The organism is Enterobacter cloacae complex sp. P15RS (assembly GCF_014895905.1).
Classification (GTDB): Bacteria; Pseudomonadota; Gammaproteobacteria; order Enterobacterales; family Enterobacteriaceae; genus Enterobacter; species Enterobacter quasihormaechei.
On record NZ_JADBQL010000019.1, the window covers coordinates 71348 to 90090 of the forward strand.

Annotated in this window: 17 protein-coding genes; 14 read left to right on the forward strand and 3 right to left on the reverse strand. The window is 56.2% G+C overall.

Annotation, left to right across the window (positions count from 1 at the left end; all coding sequences use genetic code 11):
• Nucleotides 1–86 precede the first annotated feature (86 nt).
• From IM267_RS12595 to IM267_RS12660, 14 genes are all read left to right on the forward strand, one after another.
• Nucleotides 87–2465, forward strand: a complete 2379-nt coding sequence (locus IM267_RS12595) for a DMSO/selenate family reductase complex A subunit (protein WP_305040925.1) — start codon at nucleotides 87–89, stop codon at nucleotides 2463–2465.
• Nucleotides 2462–3091, forward strand: coding sequence for a DMSO/selenate family reductase complex B subunit (locus IM267_RS12600; RefSeq protein ID WP_193033508.1), 630 nt, complete (start codon nucleotides 2462–2464; stop codon nucleotides 3089–3091). Before IM267_RS12595 ends, IM267_RS12600 begins: the two co-directional genes overlap by 4 nt.
• Complete coding sequence (locus IM267_RS12605) at nucleotides 3084–3872, forward strand: DmsC/YnfH family molybdoenzyme membrane anchor subunit (RefSeq protein ID WP_193033509.1); 789 nt, start codon at nucleotides 3084–3086, stop codon at nucleotides 3870–3872. Before IM267_RS12600 ends, IM267_RS12605 begins: the two co-directional genes overlap by 8 nt.
• A complete protein-coding gene (locus tag IM267_RS12610) occupies nucleotides 3872–4747 on the forward strand; it encodes a 4Fe-4S binding protein (protein ID WP_193033510.1) in 876 nt (291 codons plus the stop codon). The genes IM267_RS12605 and IM267_RS12610 overlap by 1 nt, the downstream gene beginning before the upstream one ends.
• Nucleotides 4748–4871: 124 nt before the next feature.
• Nucleotides 4872–5303, forward strand: a complete 432-nt coding sequence (gene ndk / locus IM267_RS12615) for a nucleoside-diphosphate kinase (RefSeq protein ID WP_003860625.1) — start codon at nucleotides 4872–4874, stop codon at nucleotides 5301–5303.
• 147 nt (nucleotides 5304–5450) lie between these two features.
• Complete coding sequence (locus IM267_RS12620) at nucleotides 5451–6617, forward strand: bifunctional tRNA (adenosine(37)-C2)-methyltransferase TrmG/ribosomal RNA large subunit methyltransferase RlmN (RefSeq protein ID WP_193033511.1); 1167 nt, start codon at nucleotides 5451–5453, stop codon at nucleotides 6615–6617.
• A 291-nt stretch (nucleotides 6618–6908) separates the two neighbouring features.
• Nucleotides 6909–7913 carry a cytoskeleton protein RodZ gene (gene rodZ / locus IM267_RS12625; protein WP_193033512.1) on the forward strand — a complete coding sequence of 335 codons (1005 nt, stop codon included), beginning with the start codon at nucleotides 6909–6911 and terminating at the stop codon, nucleotides 7911–7913.
• 26 nt (nucleotides 7914–7939) lie between these two features.
• A complete protein-coding gene (gene ispG, locus IM267_RS12630; RefSeq protein WP_003860619.1) occupies nucleotides 7940–9058 on the forward strand; it encodes a flavodoxin-dependent (E)-4-hydroxy-3-methylbut-2-enyl-diphosphate synthase in 1119 nt (372 codons plus the stop codon).
• A gap of 81 nt (nucleotides 9059–9139) precedes the next feature.
• The gene (hisS, locus tag IM267_RS12635; RefSeq protein ID WP_193033513.1) at nucleotides 9140–10414 is read left to right on the forward strand and encodes a histidine--tRNA ligase; all 1275 of its coding nucleotides are present in this window, start codon (nucleotides 9140–9142) and stop codon (nucleotides 10412–10414) included.
• A gap of 13 nt (nucleotides 10415–10427) precedes the next feature.
• Nucleotides 10428–11048, forward strand: a complete 621-nt coding sequence (locus tag IM267_RS12640; protein ID WP_063450510.1) for a YfgM family protein — start codon at nucleotides 10428–10430, stop codon at nucleotides 11046–11048.
• Between the two features lie 10 nt (nucleotides 11049–11058).
• The gene (gene bamB / locus IM267_RS12645; protein WP_193033514.1) at nucleotides 11059–12237 is read left to right on the forward strand and encodes an outer membrane protein assembly factor BamB; all 1179 of its coding nucleotides are present in this window, start codon (nucleotides 11059–11061) and stop codon (nucleotides 12235–12237) included.
• Between the two features lie 112 nt (nucleotides 12238–12349).
• Nucleotides 12350–13822 (forward strand): ribosome biogenesis GTPase Der, encoded by a 1473-nt coding sequence (gene der / locus IM267_RS12650; protein WP_193033515.1) that lies wholly within the window; start codon nucleotides 12350–12352, stop codon nucleotides 13820–13822.
• Nucleotides 13823–14123: 301 nt separating this feature from the next.
• Nucleotides 14124–15665: a peptide MFS transporter gene (locus tag IM267_RS12655; protein WP_193033516.1), complete on the forward strand. Its 1542-nt coding sequence runs from the start codon at nucleotides 14124–14126 to the stop codon at nucleotides 15663–15665.
• 58 nt (nucleotides 15666–15723) lie between these two features.
• The gene (locus tag IM267_RS12660) at nucleotides 15724–15945 is read left to right on the forward strand and encodes a zinc ribbon domain-containing protein (protein ID WP_193033517.1); all 222 of its coding nucleotides are present in this window, start codon (nucleotides 15724–15726) and stop codon (nucleotides 15943–15945) included.
• On the opposite strand, the gene IM267_RS12665 is transcribed toward IM267_RS12660, so the two are convergent.
• The 3 genes from IM267_RS12665 to xseA are packed head-to-tail and all read right to left on the reverse strand — an operon-like array spanning nucleotide 15942 to nucleotide 18743.
• Entirely contained in the window at nucleotides 15942–16292 is a 351-nt protein-coding gene (locus IM267_RS12665; protein WP_193033518.1) for a protealysin inhibitor emfourin, read from the reverse strand. The two genes, IM267_RS12660 and IM267_RS12665, sit on opposite strands and share 4 nt — an antisense overlap.
• Nucleotides 16292–17311 (reverse strand): M4 family metallopeptidase, encoded by a 1020-nt coding sequence (locus IM267_RS12670; RefSeq protein WP_063450505.1) that lies wholly within the window; start codon nucleotides 17309–17311, stop codon nucleotides 16292–16294. Before IM267_RS12670 ends, IM267_RS12665 begins: the two co-directional genes overlap by 1 nt.
• 58 nt (nucleotides 17312–17369) lie before the next feature.
• On the reverse strand, nucleotides 17370–18743 hold the full coding sequence (xseA, locus tag IM267_RS12675; protein WP_193033519.1) for an exodeoxyribonuclease VII large subunit: 1374 nt from the start codon (nucleotides 18741–18743) through the stop codon (nucleotides 17370–17372).

An 18743-nucleotide genomic window follows, 5' to 3' on the forward strand; every position in this document is an offset into this window, starting at 1 on the left:
GTTACTCCTGAAGAGTTAGCTTGATAATTATCAATATTCGTTCCTGAAAAAAAACGAGAATGCGTTTTTATTTTCAGGAACGAGCAATGAAAAAAAATAAACATCAGGGAGAGGGGATTATTCCCGCCATATCCCGGCGTCAGTTTATTCAGGCAGGATCGGCGCTCGCCGCCCTGCCGTTTGTCATCAAAACGGGCAAAGCACAGGCACAGGACGCGGCGGTATCAGACGCTACGCCTGAAGAAAAAGTGGTGCAAACCTGTAGCACGTTTGACTGCGGCGGTAAGTGCGATATTCGTGCTCACGTCAGTGAAGGCGTCGTGACCCGAATTTCAACGCGTCCGGATAACGCGCTGGATCCGCAAATGCCGGTAATGCGCGCCTGCGTTCGTGGTCGGGCTTATCGGAAATTTGTTTATCATCCCGATCGGCTAAAATATCCAATGAAACGAGTGGGTAAACGTGGCGAAGGAAAATTCGAGCGTATTACCTGGGATGAAGCCACCACGCTTATTGCGAATCATTTAAAAACCATTACGCAAAAATACGGTGCGGCTTCACGCTATGTTCATGTGGGTACGGCGGTTTCCGGCGGGACGTTCTCCGGCGATAAAATGGTTCGTCGTCTGCTGAACTTAACCGGCGGCTATCTCGAAAGCTATCACTCGGTCAGTATGGGTAACACGGCGGCAGCCACGCCGTATACCTACGGCACCGCCGCCAGCGGCAGCTCTCTGGACACGCTGCTGGACACCAAACTGGTCATTCTCTGGGGACATAACCCGACGGAAACGATCTTCGGGCACAGCAACCACTTCTATCAGAAGATGAAGCAAAACGGGACGCGCTTTATCGTTGTTGACCCACGCTATTCCGATACGGTTTCCTCCCTGGCCGACCAGTGGATCCCGCTGCTCCCCACAACAGACAACGCCCTGATGGACGCGATGATGTATGTGATCGTCACGGAGAATCTGCACGATCGCGACTTTATTCAGCGCTATACCCTGGGCTTTGACGAAGACGCCATGCCAGAAGGCGTTCCGGCTAATGAATCCCTGATGGCTTATCTGAGCGGCGCAAAAGATGGCGTGGCGAAAACGCCCGAGTGGGCAGAGAAAATCACCCACGTGCCTGCGCAGACCATTCGTCAGCTGGCGCGCGACTACGCAACCACCAAACCCGCCGCGCTGATCCAGGGCTGGGGGCCGCAGCGCCATAACTGCGGCGAGCGCACCGCACGCGGCTCGACGTTGCTGGCCACGCTGACGGGTAACGTCGGGGTGAAGGGCGGCTGGGCGGCAGGATATGGCGGCTGCGCAAACCGGAAATTTGCCGCAGGTCCCGAAATGCCGGAAAACCCGGTGAAGGCCAAAATATCGGTAATGAACTGGGTGCAGGCCGCCGATGATGCTTCTAAGGTAACGGCGGAAGACGGCCTGAAGGATGCAGAGAAGCTGGACAGCAATATCCGCATCCTGTTTTCGCTGGCGGGAAATTATCTGGCTAACCAGAACCCGGATCTGCATCAGGCAACCCGTGTTCTGGAAGACGAGTCGAAAATCGAGTTCATCGTCGCAAGCGATCTGTTTATGACGCCGAGCGCCAGATACGCCGATATTCTCCTGCCGGAAACCAGCTTTATGGAACGCTGGAATATCGGCGAAACCTGGGGCACCGCAAGCTATCTCATCCTGTCAGAGAAGCTGATTGAACCCGAATTCGAGCGCCGTTCAGACTACGACTGGCTGCGGGAAGTTGCTGCTAAGCTTGGCGTCGAACCTGCGTTCAGCGAAGGCCGTGATGAAAAAGCGTGGATTGAGCACATCTGGGAGCAGACGCGGCTCTCCATGCCAGATGAAAACCTGCCGGACTTCGCGACGCTTCAGAAGACGCGCCAGCACCTCTTCAAAAGCGCGCCGTTCGTCGCCTTTGAAGACAACATTCGCGATCCGCAGAATCATCCGTTCCCGACGCCCTCCGGGAAAATTGAGATCTTCTCGAAGCGTCTGTACGACATGCATCATCCGGAAATTCCGGCGCTGTCGCACTACGTGCCTGCCCATGAAGGGCCGGAAGACGAGCTGGCGAAACGCTTCCCGCTCCAGCTGATCACCTGGAAGGGGAAAAACCGCGCTAACTCCACCCAGTACGCCAACCCGTGGCTGATTGAAGCCCAGCAGCAAAAGCTGTGGATCAACCCGCAGGACGCGCAGAAGCGCGGCATTGCGCAGGGGGATACCGTGCGTATTCATAACGCCCGCGGCATTTGCGAGATCCCGGCGGAGGTCACGCCGCGCATTATTCCAGGCGTTGTCGCCATGCAGGCTGGCGCCTGGTGGCAGCCGGACGCGCAGGGTATCGATAAGGGCGGCTGCGCGAACGTGCTCAGTTCTGCCCGTATTACCGCGCTTGCGAAAGGGAATTCCCATCAAACCATGCTGGTGGAGGTAGCTAAAGCATGAGTCAGTTTAAACACTACGCGCCGGTGAGCGACAAACAGCTGGGTTTTTATATCGACTCTTCTCGCTGCTCGGGCTGCAAGGCCTGCCAGGTGGCATGCAAAGATAAAAACAACCTTGAGGTCGGACGTCGTTTCCGTCGTGTTTATGAAGTGTACGGCGGGAGCTTTATCCCGACCGGGCAGGGCGGCGTCAGCAATAACGTTTTTGCCTACACGCTCTCTATTTCCTGTAATCACTGTGCGGACCCAATCTGCACCAAAAACTGTCCGACCACCGCGATGCATAAGCGTCCGGGGGACGGCATTGTGCGTGTTGATACGGATAAGTGCGTGGGTTGCGGGTACTGCGCGTGGTCTTGCCCTTACGGCGCGCCCCAGCTCAACGAGCAGACCGGGCAGATGTCCAAATGTGATTTCTGCGTGGATCTCCAGGCGAAGGGAGAACAGCCCGTCTGCGTGGCAACCTGTCCACTCGAAGCGATTAAATTCGGGCCGATTGATGAACTGCGGGCGAAGTATGGTGCGGTCTGTGATGTGAAAGGGTTACCTGATTCCTCCATCACCAAACCAAACCTGGTGATCAAAGCGCATCAGGGCGCAGAGAAAGAGGGGAAACGTCATGCATGAGTTACCGTTGCTGATTTTTACGCTGTTCCTGCAAGGATCGGTTGGCGTTACGCTCTGGCTGGCGTTCGGGGGCGCGTACGCTTCGCAACGTAGCGCGCTGCTTCCTGCTGTCGGCGCGTTTGTGCTGGCAAGCCTTGGGCTGCTCGCCTCAGCGCTGCACATGGGCTATCCGCTTAATGCGCTTAACGCGCTGCGCCACGTCTCCAGCTCCTGGCTAAGCCGTGAGATCATCTTTGCCAGCCTTTACCTTGCGGCGCTTGGTCTCGCCGTGCTGCTGATGTTTGTCAAAAAGCCGGGCTGGAAGCCGCTGCTGGTTGTGGCAGGTCTGATGGGTCTGGTCGACGTGTTCTGCATGGCACAGATCTACATGCATGCGTCCGTGGTGACGTGGCAGCACATTAACACGCTTGTGCTGTTTATCGGCTCGGTGGGGATCATCGGCTCAGCCTGCATGGCCTGTGCGCCGCATGCCCGCATCAACGTCCGTGCGGCGGTGGGCATTGTCACGCTGCTGGTGCTTGTGCGTCTGGTGATGCAGCCCGTCTGGCTGGCGGACATCACTGCCATGGACAACGCCGTAGTGACGTTCCCTCACGCTCCGCTACGGATGCTGGAGCAACTGCGCACCGTGCATCTGCTGAGCTGGTGCGTTTCTGTTGCGGGTCTGCTGTGCTTTGCTGCGGGCGGCTTAAGAGTGGCGCGCGGCACAATGCTGCTGGGCAGCGCCTTGCTGATTGTGGGTGAACTGATGCTGCGCTTCGTTTTCTTCAGTATTGGCTGATGGGCGGATTAACGTTTGCCCCGGCGATGGACGTGACGCAGGCGTGCGTCCATCGCCGTTTTCGCCACGCTTCCTGCTGCGCCTGTGCGGACGCCTGTCCTGTGCAGGCTTTTTCTTTTACGGACGCAGGCATTTCGGTTGATGAGAGCCGCTGTATAGAATGCGGTGACTGCCTGTTTGTCTGCCCCACGGAGGCGATCGCCGGCATCACGCCGCGAAAACGATTTCTGTATGGCGATACGCTGGTTGGGCCTTTTACTGAACGCGCGCCCGGGGTGAATGAGCTGCTGCTGTGGCACGTGCAGCACCACGTTCGTTTTATCAGTATCGACGCAGAACAGTATCCTGACTGGCTGCTGGCGATTGCCCGGCTCAATCTTGCGCTTCGTCGACGCGGTGAAGCGGCGTGGGCGTTTAAGCTGATACCCGCCAGCGAGGTGAATATCGCCCGCCGCGCGCTGATGCACGTACCCCGCGAGGATGTCCAGGCCTGTAGCGTCGTGCCCGGTCAGCGTGAACTGCGCAGGGCGTTTTCTGCGTTTAGCGAGGCAGAGGTCACTCTCGAGGCCGGAACGTGCGTACTGTGCGGCGCGTGCTGGCGGAGCTGTACGGAAAACGCGATTCGGTTTGAGAACGCTGAACTGGTCGTGGAAACCGGGCGCTGTACCGGCTGCGGCGGCTGCGAAGCGGTGTGCCAGCATGGGGCGATAAAAGTGACGCAAACAGAGGGGACAGCGAAAAGCGTGGCCATACCGGCATATGAAGCCGTTTGCCGGACGTGCCACCGTCATTTCTGGTCATTTACGCCTGATGAAAAGCAGTGTCCGCTCTGTTTTCACCATCAATACGGTATGCGAAATACGGGCTGTTGCTAATCTTCGTCTCATTTTAAAAAAATGTTATGCATAACCATAGGCAATGGCGCTATTGCTCTTTATAATCCGCGCCACACCATACTCAGGTATGCAAAAACAACAGAACATTTTACAGAGGTTATCAATGGCTATTGAACGTACTTTTTCCATCATCAAACCAAACGCGGTGGCAAAAAACGTTATTGGCAGCATCTTCGCTCGCTTTGAATCAGCAGGGTTTAAGATCGTTGGCACCAAAATGCTGCACCTGACCGTTGAGCAGGCTCGCGGTTTCTACGCTGAGCACGAAGGTCGCCCATTCTTTGACGGTCTGGTCGAGTTCATGACTTCTGGCCCAATCGTGGTATCCGTACTGGAAGGCGAAAACGCGGTACAGCGTCACCGTGACCTGCTGGGTGCAACCAACCCGGACAACGCGCTGGCCGGTACTCTGCGCGCCGACTATGCAGACAGCTTCACCGAGAACGGCACCCACGGTTCCGACTCCGTTGAATCTGCTGCGCGCGAAATCGCGTTCTTCTTCGCTGAAGGCGAAGTGTGCCCGCGCACTCGCTAATAATTTCGTAAATGCCGCGTGCAAACGTGGCATCCCTGCGCCAGACTTTGTACAATGCAACGCCCCGGACGAGCAGACTGCTTACCGGGGCGTTTCTTTTCAACCCACCAAGGGCCACAACGTGTAACAACGAGGCCGGAAAATATTATGTCTGAATTAGTAAATATCTCCGAAGTCGCCATTCCTGCGGTTCCCAATAAAAATGGAAAAATTAACCTGCTGGACCTGAACCGTCAGCAGATGCGCGAGTTCTTTAAAGAGATGGGCGAGAAGCCGTTTCGTGCCGATCAGGTTATGAAATGGATGTACCACTATTGCAGCGACAACTTTGATGACATGACGGACATCAACAAAGTGCTGCGCAATAAGCTTAAAGAAGTGGCGGAAATCCGCGCGCCGGAAGTGGTGGAAGAGCAACGCTCCTCGGATGGCACCATCAAGTGGGCCATTGCCGTTGGCGATCAGCGCGTTGAAACCGTGTATATCCCGGAAGACGATCGCGCCACGCTGTGCGTCTCTTCTCAGGTGGGCTGTGCGCTGGAGTGCAAATTCTGCTCAACGGCGCAGCAGGGCTTTAACCGTAACCTGCGCGTGTCGGAAATCATCGGCCAGGTCTGGCGTGCCGCGAAAATCGTGGGCGCGGCGAAAGTCACCGGTACGCGTCCCATCACCAACGTGGTGATGATGGGGATGGGTGAACCGCTGCTGAACCTGACCAACGTCGTGCCGGCGATGGAAATCATGCTCGACGACTTCGGTTTTGGTCTGTCCAAGCGCCGCGTGACGCTCTCTACTTCCGGCGTTGTGCCTGCGCTGGACAAACTGGGCGACATGATTGACGTCGCACTGGCAATCTCCCTTCACGCGCCAAACGACGCCATCCGTGACGAAATTGTGCCGATCAACAAAAAGTACAATATCGAAACCTTCCTGGCCGGCGTGCGCCGTTACCTGGAGAAATCCAACGCCAACCAGGGCCGCGTGACCATCGAATACGTGATGCTGGATCATGTCAACGACGGTACCGAGCATGCTCACGAGCTGGCAGCACTGCTGAAAGATACGCCATGCAAGATCAACCTGATCCCATGGAACCCGTTCCCGGGCGCGCCGTATGGCCGTAGCTCAAACAGCCGTATCGATCGCTTCTCCAAGGTGCTGATGGAGTATGGTTTCACCACCATCGTGCGTAAAACGCGTGGTGATGATATTGACGCAGCCTGTGGTCAGCTGGCGGGGGACGTTATTGACCGTACCAAACGTACGCTGCGTAAGCGCATGCAGGGTGAGTCAATCGCGGTTAAAACCGTCTGATTATTATGCAGACACGGCGCATTTTTTGCGCCGTGAAGCATTAATTTACTGAATAATCAGCCACAATCATTACAACTGATTAATAATTACGGTGCGTTTCATACGACTTTCGGGCAGTATGTAACGACGTAACAACAGTTTAGCGTGAAGGCCCGCCAGCGCTGTCATCTGCGGCCCGACAGTCTTATACTGTTTGTTCCAGGTTAACTGACCTGAAGTTTCGCGGTGCGGGTGGCATTGTGACTCACCGGCACCTGAACCCTTATTTTCACGTACCAGTAGTTGTAGCGAATGAATACTGAAGCCACTCACGATCAAAATGCAGCACTCTCCACTGGCGTTCGTCTTCGCAACGCCCGTGAACAACTCGGACTCAGCCAGCAAGCCGTTGCAGAACGCCTGTGCCTGAAGGTTTCCACCGTTCGCGACATTGAAGAAGATAAGGCTCCTGCCGATCTGGCTTCAACGTTTCTGCGCGGCTATATCCGTTCTTACGCCAAACTGGTTCATATCCCTGAAGACGAATTACTGCCGATGATGGAGAAGCAGGCGCCGGTACGTGCAGCAAAAGTGGCGCCGATGCAAAGCTTCTCGCTGGGTAAGCGTCGTAAAAAACGCGATGGCTGGCTGATGAGCTTTACCTGGCTGGTTCTGTTTGTGGTTGTCGGCCTGACGGGCGCATGGTGGTGGCAAAACCACAAAGCGCAGCAGGAAGAGATCACCACCATGGCCGATCAGTCCTCCGCTGAGCTTAATCAATCCAACGGTGCACAAAGCGTGCCGCTGAGTACGGAAGGGGCTTCGACCTCCAGCGAACCGCAGACGGCAGCAGCGAACGCGCCTGCAACCGAAGCTGCTCCAGCGCCAGAGGCGACGGCGAATACCGCGCCAGCAACCCAGGCTCAGGATCAGAATGCGGTGGTATCGCCTTCACAGGCAAATGTTGATACCGCACCTGCGGCAACGGCACAGGCGGATAACACCGCGGCGTCGCTGCCAACTGACCCGGCTGGTACGGCGGCCCCTGCCGTTGACCCGAATGCGCTGGTGATGAATTTTACGGCGGATTGCTGGCTGGAAGTGACTGACGCAACAGGTAAAAAGCTGTTCAGCGGCCTGCAACGCAAAGATGGCACGTTAAATCTAACGGGCCAGGCACCTTACAAGCTTAAAATCGGCGCACCGGCAGCGGTACAGATCCAGTATCAAGGAAAACCTGTCGATCTGAGCCGCTTTATCAGAACTAACCAGGTTGCGCGTCTTACCGTTAATGCCGAACAATCAGCAGCACAGTAACAGACGGGCAATGCGGGAGATTTTACATGCATAACCAGGCTCCTATTCAACGTAGAAAATCGAAACGGATTTACGTTGGGAACGTGCCAATCGGCGATGGGGCGCCTATCGCCGTCCAGTCGATGACCAATACGCGCACCACGGACGTGGAAGCGACGGTCAATCAAATCAAAGCGTTAGAGCGCGTAGGCGCGGACATTGTTCGCGTCTCTGTGCCGACCATGGACGCCGCTGAGGCGTTCAAACTGATCAAGCAGCAGGTGAGCGTGCCGCTGGTTGCCGATATTCACTTCGATTACCGTATCGCGCTGAAAGTCGCTGAATACGGTGTCGATTGCCTGCGCATTAACCCAGGCAACATCGGCAATGAAGAACGCATTCGCATGGTGGTTGACTGCGCCCGCGACAAAAACATTCCAATCCGTATCGGCGTGAACGCCGGCTCTCTGGAAAAAGATCTCCAGGAAAAGTATGGCGAGCCAACGCCGCAGGCGCTGCTCGAATCCGCCATGCGTCACGTCGATCATCTGGATCGCCTTAACTTCGATCAATTCAAGGTGAGCGTAAAAGCCTCTGACGTTTTCCTGGCCGTTGAATCGTATCGCCTGCTGGCGAAACAGATCGATCAGCCGCTGCACCTTGGGATCACCGAGGCGGGCGGCCTGCGCAGCGGTTCGGTAAAATCGGCGATTGGCCTTGGCCTGCTGCTCTCTGAAGGCATCGGCGACACGTTACGCGTCTCTCTGGCCGCCGATCCGGTGGAAGAGATCAAAGTCGGTTTTGATATCCTGAAATCACTGCGTATCCGCGCGCGTGGGATCAACTTCATTGCCTGCCCAACCTGTTCACGTCAGGAATTTGACGTGATCGGCACCGTGAACGCCCTGGAGCAGCGTCTGGAAGACATCATCACCCCGATGGACGTGTCCATCATCGGTTGCGTGGTGAACGGTCCGGGTGAAGCGCTGGTGTCCACGCTGGGCGTGACCGGCGGTAACAAGAAAAGTGGTCTCTATGAAGATGGCGTTCGTAAAGATCGTCTGGATAATAGTGACATGATCGACCAGCTCGAAGCCCGCATTCGCGCAAAAGCGACGATGATGGACGAAGCGCAGCGCATCAGCGTTCAGCAGGTTGAAAAATAACGTGATGGGAAGCAGGCTGCTTCCCATGTATGATTGAGCCCATTCTTTGGGTTCTTTTTTGTATATAGAAAGAGAATAAACGTGGCAAAAAACATTCAAGCCATCCGCGGCATGAACGATTATCTGCCTGGCGAAACCGCCATCTGGCAGCGCATTGAAGGCACACTGAAGCAGGTGCTCGGCAGCTACGGTTACAGCGAAATTCGTTTGCCGATTGTAGAGCAGACCCCGTTATTCAAACGCGCGATCGGTGAAGTGACCGACGTGGTTGAAAAAGAGATGTATACCTTTGAGGACCGCAACGGCGACAGCCTGACCCTGCGTCCTGAGGGGACGGCGGGTTGCGTACGCGCCGGCATCGAACATGGTCTCCTGTACAATCAGGAGCAGCGCCTGTGGTATATCGGCCCGATGTTCCGCCACGAACGTCCGCAGAAAGGCCGCTATCGTCAGTTCAACCAGCTTGGCGTGGAAGTGTTTGGTCTGCAAGGGCCAGATATCGACGCTGAACTGATTATGCTGACTGCCCGCTGGTGGCGTGCGCTCGGTATTTCTGAGCACGTTTCACTGGAGCTGAACTCAATCGGTTCTCTGGAAGCGCGTGCGAACTATCGCGATGCGCTGGTGGCATTCCTGGAACAGCATAAAGAGAAGCTGGACGACGATTGTAAGCGTCGTATGTACAGCAACCCGCTGCGCGTACTCGATTCCAAAAATCCTGACGTACAGGCGCTGCTGAACGATGCGCCTGCACTGGGTGACTACCTTGACGAAGAATCCCGCGAACACTTTGCCGGCCTGTGCAAGCTGCTTGAAGCGGCGGGCATTGCTTATACCGTTAACCAGCGTCTGGTTCGCGGTCTGGACTACTACAACCGCACCGTATTTGAGTGGGTCACCTCCAGCCTCGGTTCGCAGGGCACCGTGTGTGCCGGCGGTCGTTATGACGGTCTGGTTGAGCAACTGGGTGGTCGTGCAGCACCGGCTGTTGGCTTCGCGATGGGCCTTGAGCGACTTGTTTTGCTGGTTCAGGCAGTTAATCCGGAATTTAAAGCCGATCCTGTTGTCGATATATACCTGGTGGCCTCAGGTGCGGATACGCAGTCTGCGGCAATGCAGCTTGCCGAACGCGTGCGCGATGCGCTGCCGGACGTTAAGCTGATGACCAACCACGGCGGCGGCAACTTTAAAAAACAGTTTGCTCGTGCCGATAAGTGGGGCGCAAGTATCGCACTGGTGCTGGGTGAGTCCGAAGTGGCCAACGGCGAAGTGGTAGTGAAAGACCTGCGCTCTGGTGAGCAAACTACGGTAACGCAGGACGGCGTTGCGGCACACTTGCGCACTCTATTAGGCTAAGGAGAAGGACTGCGTGGAAATTTACGAGAACGAACACGACCAGGTGGATGCGGTTAAACGCTTCTTTGCCGAAAACGGCAAGGCATTGGTTGTTGGGGTTATTTTAGGTGTAGGTGCGCTGGTAGGCTGGCGTTACTGGAACAATCATCAGGCTGACTCTGCTCGCGGTTCGTCCCTGAACTACGAAAATACCGTTAGCGCAATCAGTGCCGATCGGCCGCAAACCCTGGCGGCCGCGGAAAAATTTGCCGCTGACAACAAAAATACCTACGGCGCACTGGCTGCGCTGGAAGTGGCTCAGCAGTATGTTGATAAAAACGAACTGGACAAAGCCGCTGCGCAGCTGTCTCAGGGGCTTGCTGCTGCCAGTGACGAAAATCTGAAAGCGGTAATTAATCTGCGCCTGGCACGTATTCAGGTTCAGCAGAAAAAAGCTGACGACGCGCTGAAAACGCTTGATACCATCAAAGGCGAAGGCTTTGCCGCCATCGTTGCCGATCTCCGCGGTGAAGCACTGCTGAGCAAAGGTGACAAAGCGGGCGCGCGCAAAGCGTGGCAAGCTGGCGTGGATAGCAAAGCTTCACCTGCGCTGAGCGAAATGATGCAGATGAAAATAAATAATTTGTCCGTCTGAGAGGGACCCAATGCAATTGCGTAAATTACTTCTGCCAGGACTGCTTTCTGTTACGTTATTGAGCGGTTGTTCACTGTTCAGTGGCGAAGAAGACGTTGTCAAAATGTCCCCGCTGCCGACGGTTGAAAACCAGTTCACGCCAGCCACCGCCTGGGATACCTCCGTGGGAGATGGTATTGGCGATTTTTATTCCAACCTGCACCCGGCGTTTGCTGACGGCGTGGTCTATGCAGCCGATCGCAAAGGCACCGTCAAAGCACTTAACGCGGATGACGGAAAAGAAGTGTGGTCCATTAACCTGGCGGAAAAAGACGGCTGGTTCTCCCGTAAGCCTGCACTGCTTTCTGGCGGCCTGACCGTTGTCGGTGGTCACGTGTACGTGGGCAGCGAAAAAGCGCAGGTTTACGCGCTCAATGCCAGCGACGGTTCTGTTGCATGGCAGACCGCCGTTGCCGGTGAATCCTTGTCTCGTCCGGTCGTGAGCGACGGGCTGGTGCTGATCCATACCAGCAACGGCCAGCTTCAGGCGCTGAACGAAGCCGACGGTCTGGTAAAATGGACCGTTAACCTGGATATGCCAGCGCTGTCTCTGCGCGGTGAATCTGCTCCGGCGACCGCCTTCGGCGCCGCTATTGTGGGCGGTGACAACGGCCGCGTCAGTGCGGTACTGATGCAGCAGGGTCAGATGATCTGGCAGCAGCGTATCTCTCAGGCGACCGGTTCAACTGAAATTGACCGTCTGAGCGACGTGGACACGACGCCAGTTATCGTTGACGGTGTGGTTTACGCGCTGGCGTATAACGGCAACCTGACGGCGCTGGACCTGCGTAGCGGCCAGATCATGTGGAAACGTGAGCTGGGTTCCGTGAACGATTTCATCGTCGACGGCAACCGTATTTATATGGTGGATCAGAACGACCGTCTGCTGGCGCTGAGCACCGAAGGTGGCGTGACGCTGTGGACGCAGAGCGATCTGCTGCACCGTCTGCTGACCGCACCGGCACTGTATAACGGCAGCCTGGTGGTGGGCGACAGCGAAGGCTATATGCACTGGATCGATCCAGAGAATGGCCGCTTCGTGGCGCAGCAGAAAGTGGACGGCTCAGGCTTCCTGACCGACCCGGTTGTGGCTGACGGCAAACTGCTGATTCAGGCAAAAGACGGCACGCTGTACGCGATCACGCGTTAATTACACGGCGGTTGTAGTATACTAAACGGCTCCTGTTCACTCAGGAGCCGTTTTGACATTTTTAAAAACGCCGCGAAAGCGACGTTATTTTGAATTTTATGAGGCTTCAAACATGGTACCTGTGGTCGCGCTTGTCGGGCGCCCTAACGTTGGAAAATCCACTCTTTTTAACCGTTTAACACGCACCCGTGATGCGCTGGTTGCGGATTTCCCGGGGCTGACGCGTGACCGTAAGTACGGTCGTGCAGAGGTGGAAGGACGCGAGTTCATCTGTATCGATACCGGGGGTATTGACGGTACGGAAGACGGCGTAGAAACCCGCATGGCAGAGCAGTCTCTGCTGGCTATCGAAGAAGCGGACGTGGTTCTGTTTATGGTGGATGCGCGCGCTGGCCTGATGCCTGCGGACTCTGCTATTGCCAAACATCTGCGTTCACGCGAAAAGCCAACCTTCCTGGTGGCGAACAAAACTGACGGTATCGATGCCGATCAGGCCGTTGCGGATTTCTGGTCTTTAGGCCTGGGCGATATTTATCCTATCGCGGCTTCGCATGGCCGCGGCGTGACCAGCCTGCTGGAAACCGTTCTTCTGCCGTGGGTGGATGAAGTGAACCCGCCGGAAGAGGTGGATGAAGACGCCGAATACTGGGCGCAGTTTGAAACCGGAGAAGAAGGCGAGGAAGAGCCGGAAGACGACTTCAACCCGCAGGATCTGCCTATTAAGCTGGCTATCGTTGGTCGCCCTAACGTAGGTAAGTCTACGCTTACTAACCGTATTCTGGGTGAAGAACGCGTGGTGGTTTACGACATGCCGGGCACAACGCGTGACAGCATTTATATTCCAATGCAGCGCGATGAACGTGAGTATGTCCTTATCGACACCGCAGGCGTGCGTAAGCGCGGGAAAATCACCGATGTGGTGGAAAAATTCTCGGTGATCAAAACCCTTCAGGCGATTGAAGACGCGAACGTAGTGCTGCTGGTGATTGACGCACGTGAAGGTATCTCCGATCAGGATCTCTCTCTGCTCGGCTTTATCCTCAATAGTGGGCGCTCACTGGTCATTGTCGTCAACAAGTGGGACGGCCTGAGCAACGAGGTGCGTGAACAGGTGAAAGAAACCCTGGACTTCCGTCTGGGCTTTATCGACTTTGCCCGCGTGCACTTCATCTCTGCCCTGCACGGCAGCGGCGTTGGTAACCTGTTCGAATCCGTTCGTGAAGCCTACGACAGCTCTACCCGTCGTCAGAGCACCGCCATGCTGACCCGCATCATGAATATGGCTGCGGAAGATCACCAGCCGCCGCTGGTGCGCGGTCGTCGCGTGAAGCTGAAATATGCCCACGCCGGTGGCTATAATCCGCCTATCGTGGTGATCCACGGCAACCAGGTGAAAGATCTGCCGGATTCCTACAAACGCTACCTGATGAACTACTTCCGCAAGTCGCTGGACGTAATGGGTACGCCTATCCGTATTCAGTTTAAGGAAGGGGAAAACCCGTTTGCGAATAAACGCAACACCCTGACGCCGAACCAGATGCGTAAGCGTAAGCGTTTGATTAAGCACATTAAGAAAAGCAAATAAGCCTTGCTCTTCCCACTGAAACCCGCGCCTGTCGCGGGTTTTTTTATGCCTGACAGCAGGCCTTGATTAAGTCTCTGTGATGTCAATCACTATTCACTTTTAACCATGTTTATATCTAAGAAAGTAGACAATCGTCGAATTTTCGTCTTAAAGTCCAGGGTTCGGTACTAGACAAAACTAGCGCCTGGTTATCAAATGGTTAACCAACTTTTCGCCGCATGTAAAAAATCGATCGGATACGTAACCGTTCGGCGTACATGCTGGTGTTTACAAGCACGACACATACCTTTTCGGGAGAATTATGCAATCCTCTGTTAATCCAAAAGAGAGCCGAACCTTCTTCGGCCATCCTTATCCGCTCGGTTCGCTGTTCTTCACCGAGATGTGGGAGCGTTTCTCGTTTTACGGTATTCGCCCGCTGCTGATCCTGTTTATGGCCGCCACCGTCTATGACGGCGGGATGGGCCTGGCGCGCGAAAACGCCTCGGCGATTGTCGGTATCTTTGCCGGAACCATGTACCTGGCCGCGCTGCCGGGCGGCTGGCTGGCGGATAACTGGCTCGGCCAGCAGCGTGCCGTCTGGTACGGTTCGATTCTGATTGCGCTTGGTCACCTGTCGATCGCGCTGTCGGCCATCATGGGCGACAACCTGTTCTTCATCGGCCTGATGTTCATCGTGCTCGGCTCCGGCCTGTTTAAGACCTGTATCTCGGTCATGGTCGGTACCCTGTACAAAAAGGGCGACGCGCGTCGTGACGGCGGTTTCTCGCTGTTCTATATGGGCATCAACATGGGCTCGTTCATTGCCCCGCTGATTTCCGGCTGGCTGATCAAAACGCACGGCTGGCACTGGGGCTTTGGTATCGGCGGTATCGGGATGCTGGTGGCGCTGATCATCTTCCGCGTGTTTGCCGTTCCGGCCATGAAGCGCTATGACGCTGAAGTGGGTCTGGACTCTACCTGGAACAGCCCGGTGGTGAAACGTAACGGCGTAGGTGCCTGGCTGCTGGCGCTGGCGGTGGGTGTTGCAATCATCGTTACGTTGATTGCCCAGGGCGTGATTGTGATCAATCCGGTCGCGGTCGCCAGCGTGCTGGTGTATGTGATCGCCGCCTCCGTTGCGCTCTACTTTATCTACCTGTTCATCTTCGCCGGTCTGAACCGCAAAGAACGCGCCAGGCTGCTGGTGTGCTTTATTCTGCTGGTCTCCGCCGCGTTCTTCTGGTCCGCGTTCGAGCAGAAGCCAACCTCCTTCAACCTGTTCGCCAACGACTACACTAACCGCATGATCGGTGATTTTGAAATCCCGGCGGTATGGTTCCAGTCGATTAATGCCCTGTTCATCATTCTGCTGGCCCCGGTATTTAGCTGGGCATGGCCAAAGCTGGCGAGCAATAATATTCGCCCGAGCAGCATCACCAAGTTCGTTATCGGTATTTTGTGTGCGGCAGGGGGCTTTGGGCTGATGATGCTGGCGGCACAGAACGTGCTGAGCAACGGTGGGGCAGGCGTATCGCCGTTCTGGCTGGTGGGCAGTATCCTGATGCTGACGCTCGGGGAACTGTGCTTGAGTCCAATCGGCCTGGCAACCATGACCCTGCTGGCACCGGAAAGAATGCGCGGCCAGATGATGGGCCTGTGGTTCTGCGCCAGTGCGCTGGGTAACCTGGCGGCGGGCCTCATTGGTGGGCATGTGAAGGCCGACCAGCTGGATATGCTGCCGGACCTCTTTGCCCGTTGCTCCATTGCGCTGCTAATTTGTGCTGCGGTGCTGATCGTCCTCATTGTTCCGGTACGTCGCATGCTGGAAAATGCGCAGACTAAACCGGCTACTGAAGCCTGATAATTCTCAGACTGCCGGGGCGGTTATCCTGCCCCGGCCCAACTTAACGGGAGAGAGCATGTCTATTACCTGTCCTGACTGCCACGCAGAGCTTGAGCCGCAAAACGGTATCGCGCACTGCGACAGCTGCAATAAAGATATTCCCCTCGAAGCGCGCTGCCCTGACTGTCACCAGCCGCTTCAGGTACTCAAAGCCTGCGGCGCGGTGGATTACTTCTGTCAGAACGGCCACGGACTGATCTCAAAAAAACGCGTCGAGTTCGTCAGGGCCGAGGCTTAATCGCAAACGCAGCCTTCGCCTTTTTGCCACAGCTGGATCAGCGATTCCGGCGCTTCCTGCTCCGGAACCAGCACGATAATATCGGTATACTGCGCCTGATTGTGCCGGGTCCAGATGATCTGAATGCGAAAATAGCGCTGATCGCCGCTGCCCGGAGACGACGCCTGGCCCGGCGGCTGCCCGCGCGGGATAGCCTGTTCCAGAATATTCACCACGCGCTGACGCTGCGCCTCGTTGAGCGTGGAGAGGGCGATAGTGCGCTGACCGCTCAGCTTAGGAATAAAGGCGACGCCGCCTTCCCGGGCCAGCTCAACCACGGCGTCATCCGTCAGTTCCGGTACCTGCATTACAGTACTCCCACCTGTTCCCAGGCTTGTTTAATTGCCGCCCCAACGTCACTACCGGAGCGCTTCTCGCCGTGGGCGATCGTCAGTTTTGCGAAAGCGTCAAAATCGGCATCCTGCGCCAGATTGCGATCGCACACCGTGTCGTACCAGGCATAACCGGCTTTTTCCCAGGCGTAACCGCCGATCGCCGTCGCGGCCAGGTAAAACGCCCGGTTGGGGATGCCGGAGTTGAGATGTACGCCGCCGTTATCCTCGCGCGTCTTAATGAAATCTTTCATATGCCCGGGCTGCGGATCTTTGCCGAGCAGGGGATCGTTATAGGCGGTGCCGGGTTCAGACATAGAGCGCAGCCCTTTCCCGTTAATGCCTTCCGCCAGCAGTCCTTCGCCAATCAGCCAGTCTGCCCGATCGGCAGTCTGCTTAAGACGGTATTGCTTCACCAGCGAACCAAACACGTCGGATAACGACTCGTTCAGGGCGCCTGACTGTTCAAAGTAGATCAGTCCGGCCTCGGTCTCCGTCACGCCGTGGCTCAGCTCATGCGCCACCACGTCGATGGCAATGGTGAAGCGGTTGAAGATTTCCCCGTCGCCATCGCCAAAGACCATCTGCTGGCCGTTCCAGAAGGCGTTTTGATACTCCCGGCCATAGTGCACGGTGCCGGTGAGGATCAGCCCTTTGTTATCTAGCGAATCGCGCTGATATTCCTTCCAGAAGAAATCATGGGTGATGCCCAGATAATCGTACGCTTCATCCACCGCCACATCGCCGTTGGACGGCTGGCCTTCATAGCGCACCTGGGTACCCGGCAGCTCCTGGGTCTGTTTTGCATCGTAGATGTCACGCTCAAGCTGACCGGCTTTATTGACGTGCGGCGCGGCGGGCTTACCCGGCATATGCGCCATCAGGGTTTGCACGTGGGTTAATGTCTGACGGGCGCAGCGCTGCTGGGGCTCTGACCCGCTTTCGATAATACGACGAAGAATATACGGAGGGATGACGCTATGTAGATGGGGCATGCTGCTCTCCTTATTAAAAAAGGCAATAGCAGCAGTATAGTTTGTAACCGGCGAAGATTTATCCGCTTTTACGCTGACGCGTTTTTTTCACCGGTTTGATCTCTTTGACTTCACTCTCAACCCAGCCGTCTGAAAGACGGGTGGTGAGCACATCCCCGGCTTTAACCTGTTTCGTTTGTTTCAGCACTTTGCCGTCCGTCGCGGTGGTCACGCTGTAGCCGCGCGCCAGCGTGGAGAGCGGGCTGACGGCTTCCAGATGGGTGACCGCATTGCCAAAACGCTCGCGGGTGGTGCTCAGGCGTGAACGAATATTTTCCGCAAGGCGATACTCGATCTGCTGGATCCGCGTTTGCGCACGGTAGATGGTCGGCTGCGGGTTTTGCTGATTCAGACGCTGCGTGGCGCGCTGCTGACGGGATACCGCGCGCTTAAGCTGGGTATCTATCGCGAAGTTCATGCGTTGGCGCAGACGCTCCAGCACGGTTTGCTGGCGCGCCAGACGCAACTGCGGATGCTGCTGTTGCAGACGATGGTGAAGCTGGGTAAAGCGGCGGGTGCGGTTAGCGAGGAAATAGTCCATCGCCATCTCCAGGCGCTGCTGCCCGTTCTGGATCTGACGCAGTAGCTCCTGCTGGTTACGGCTGACCACCTCTGCCGCCGCAGACGGCGTGGGGGCGCGTAAATCCGCGACAAAATCCGCAATCGTCACGTCCGTTTCGTGACCGACGGCGCTCACGACAGGAATAAGACTGGCAAAGATTGCCCGCGCCACGCGCTCATCGTTAAAGCTCCACAGGTCTTCCAGCGAGCCGCCGCCGCGCCCGACGATAAGGACATCACACTCCTGACGCGCATTCGCCAGCTCAATGGCGCGTACGATCTGCCCCGGCGCATCGTCACCCTGAACGGCAGTTGGGTAGATAATGACGGGCAGGGAAGGGTCACGACGCTTCAGCACGTGCAAAATATCGTGCAGGGCCGCACCGGTTTTCGAGGTGATAACCCCTACGCAGTGGGCAGGAGAGGGCAGGGGCTTTTTGAACTGCTGGTCAAACAACCCCTCAGCCGAAAGCATGGCTTTAAGCTGCTCGTACTTCTGTTGCAGCAAGCCTTCACCGGCGGGCTGCATGCTCTCGACGATAATCTGATAATCACCGCGCGGCTCATACAGGGTAATATTGGCGCGCACCAGAACCTGCTGGCCGTGCTGAGGACGGAACGTCACGCGACGGTTGCTGTTGCGGAACATGGCACAGCGCACCTGGGCGGTGTCGTCTTTCAGCGTAAAGTACCAGTGGCCGGAAGCGGGCTGCGTGAAGTTAGAGATTTCACCGCTGATCCAGACCTGCCCCATTTCCTGCTCAAGCAGCAAACGCACCGTCTGATTAAGGCGGCTGACAGTATAAATTGAGGGGGATTGAGAGGATAACAT

Coding starts and splice junctions, on each gene's coding strand:
- IM267_RS12595 (WP_305040925.1), top strand. CDS start 87: ATGAAAAAAAATAAACATCAGGGAGAGGGGATTATTCCCGCCATATCC.
- IM267_RS12600 (WP_193033508.1), top strand. CDS start 2,462: ATGAGTCAGTTTAAACACTACGCGCCGGTGAGCGACAAACAGCTGGGT.
- IM267_RS12605 (WP_193033509.1), top strand. CDS start 3,084: ATGCATGAGTTACCGTTGCTGATTTTTACGCTGTTCCTGCAAGGATCG.
- IM267_RS12610 (WP_193033510.1), top strand. CDS start 3,872: ATGGGCGGATTAACGTTTGCCCCGGCGATGGACGTGACGCAGGCGTGC.
- ndk (WP_003860625.1), top strand. CDS start 4,872: ATGGCTATTGAACGTACTTTTTCCATCATCAAACCAAACGCGGTGGCA.
- IM267_RS12620 (WP_193033511.1), top strand. CDS start 5,451: ATGTCTGAATTAGTAAATATCTCCGAAGTCGCCATTCCTGCGGTTCCC.
- rodZ (WP_193033512.1), top strand. CDS start 6,909: ATGAATACTGAAGCCACTCACGATCAAAATGCAGCACTCTCCACTGGC.
- ispG (WP_003860619.1), top strand. CDS start 7,940: ATGCATAACCAGGCTCCTATTCAACGTAGAAAATCGAAACGGATTTAC.
- bamB (WP_193033514.1), top strand. CDS start 11,059: ATGCAATTGCGTAAATTACTTCTGCCAGGACTGCTTTCTGTTACGTTA.
- der (WP_193033515.1), top strand. CDS start 12,350: ATGGTACCTGTGGTCGCGCTTGTCGGGCGCCCTAACGTTGGAAAATCC.
- IM267_RS12655 (WP_193033516.1), top strand. CDS start 14,124: ATGCAATCCTCTGTTAATCCAAAAGAGAGCCGAACCTTCTTCGGCCAT.
- IM267_RS12660 (WP_193033517.1), top strand. CDS start 15,724: ATGTCTATTACCTGTCCTGACTGCCACGCAGAGCTTGAGCCGCAAAAC.
- IM267_RS12665 (WP_193033518.1), bottom strand. CDS start 16,292: ATGCAGGTACCGGAACTGACGGATGACGCCGTGGTTGAGCTGGCCCGG.
- IM267_RS12670 (WP_063450505.1), bottom strand. CDS start 17,311: ATGCCCCATCTACATAGCGTCATCCCTCCGTATATTCTTCGTCGTATT.
- xseA (WP_193033519.1), bottom strand. CDS start 18,743: ATGTTATCCTCTCAATCCCCCTCAATTTATACTGTCAGCCGCCTTAAT.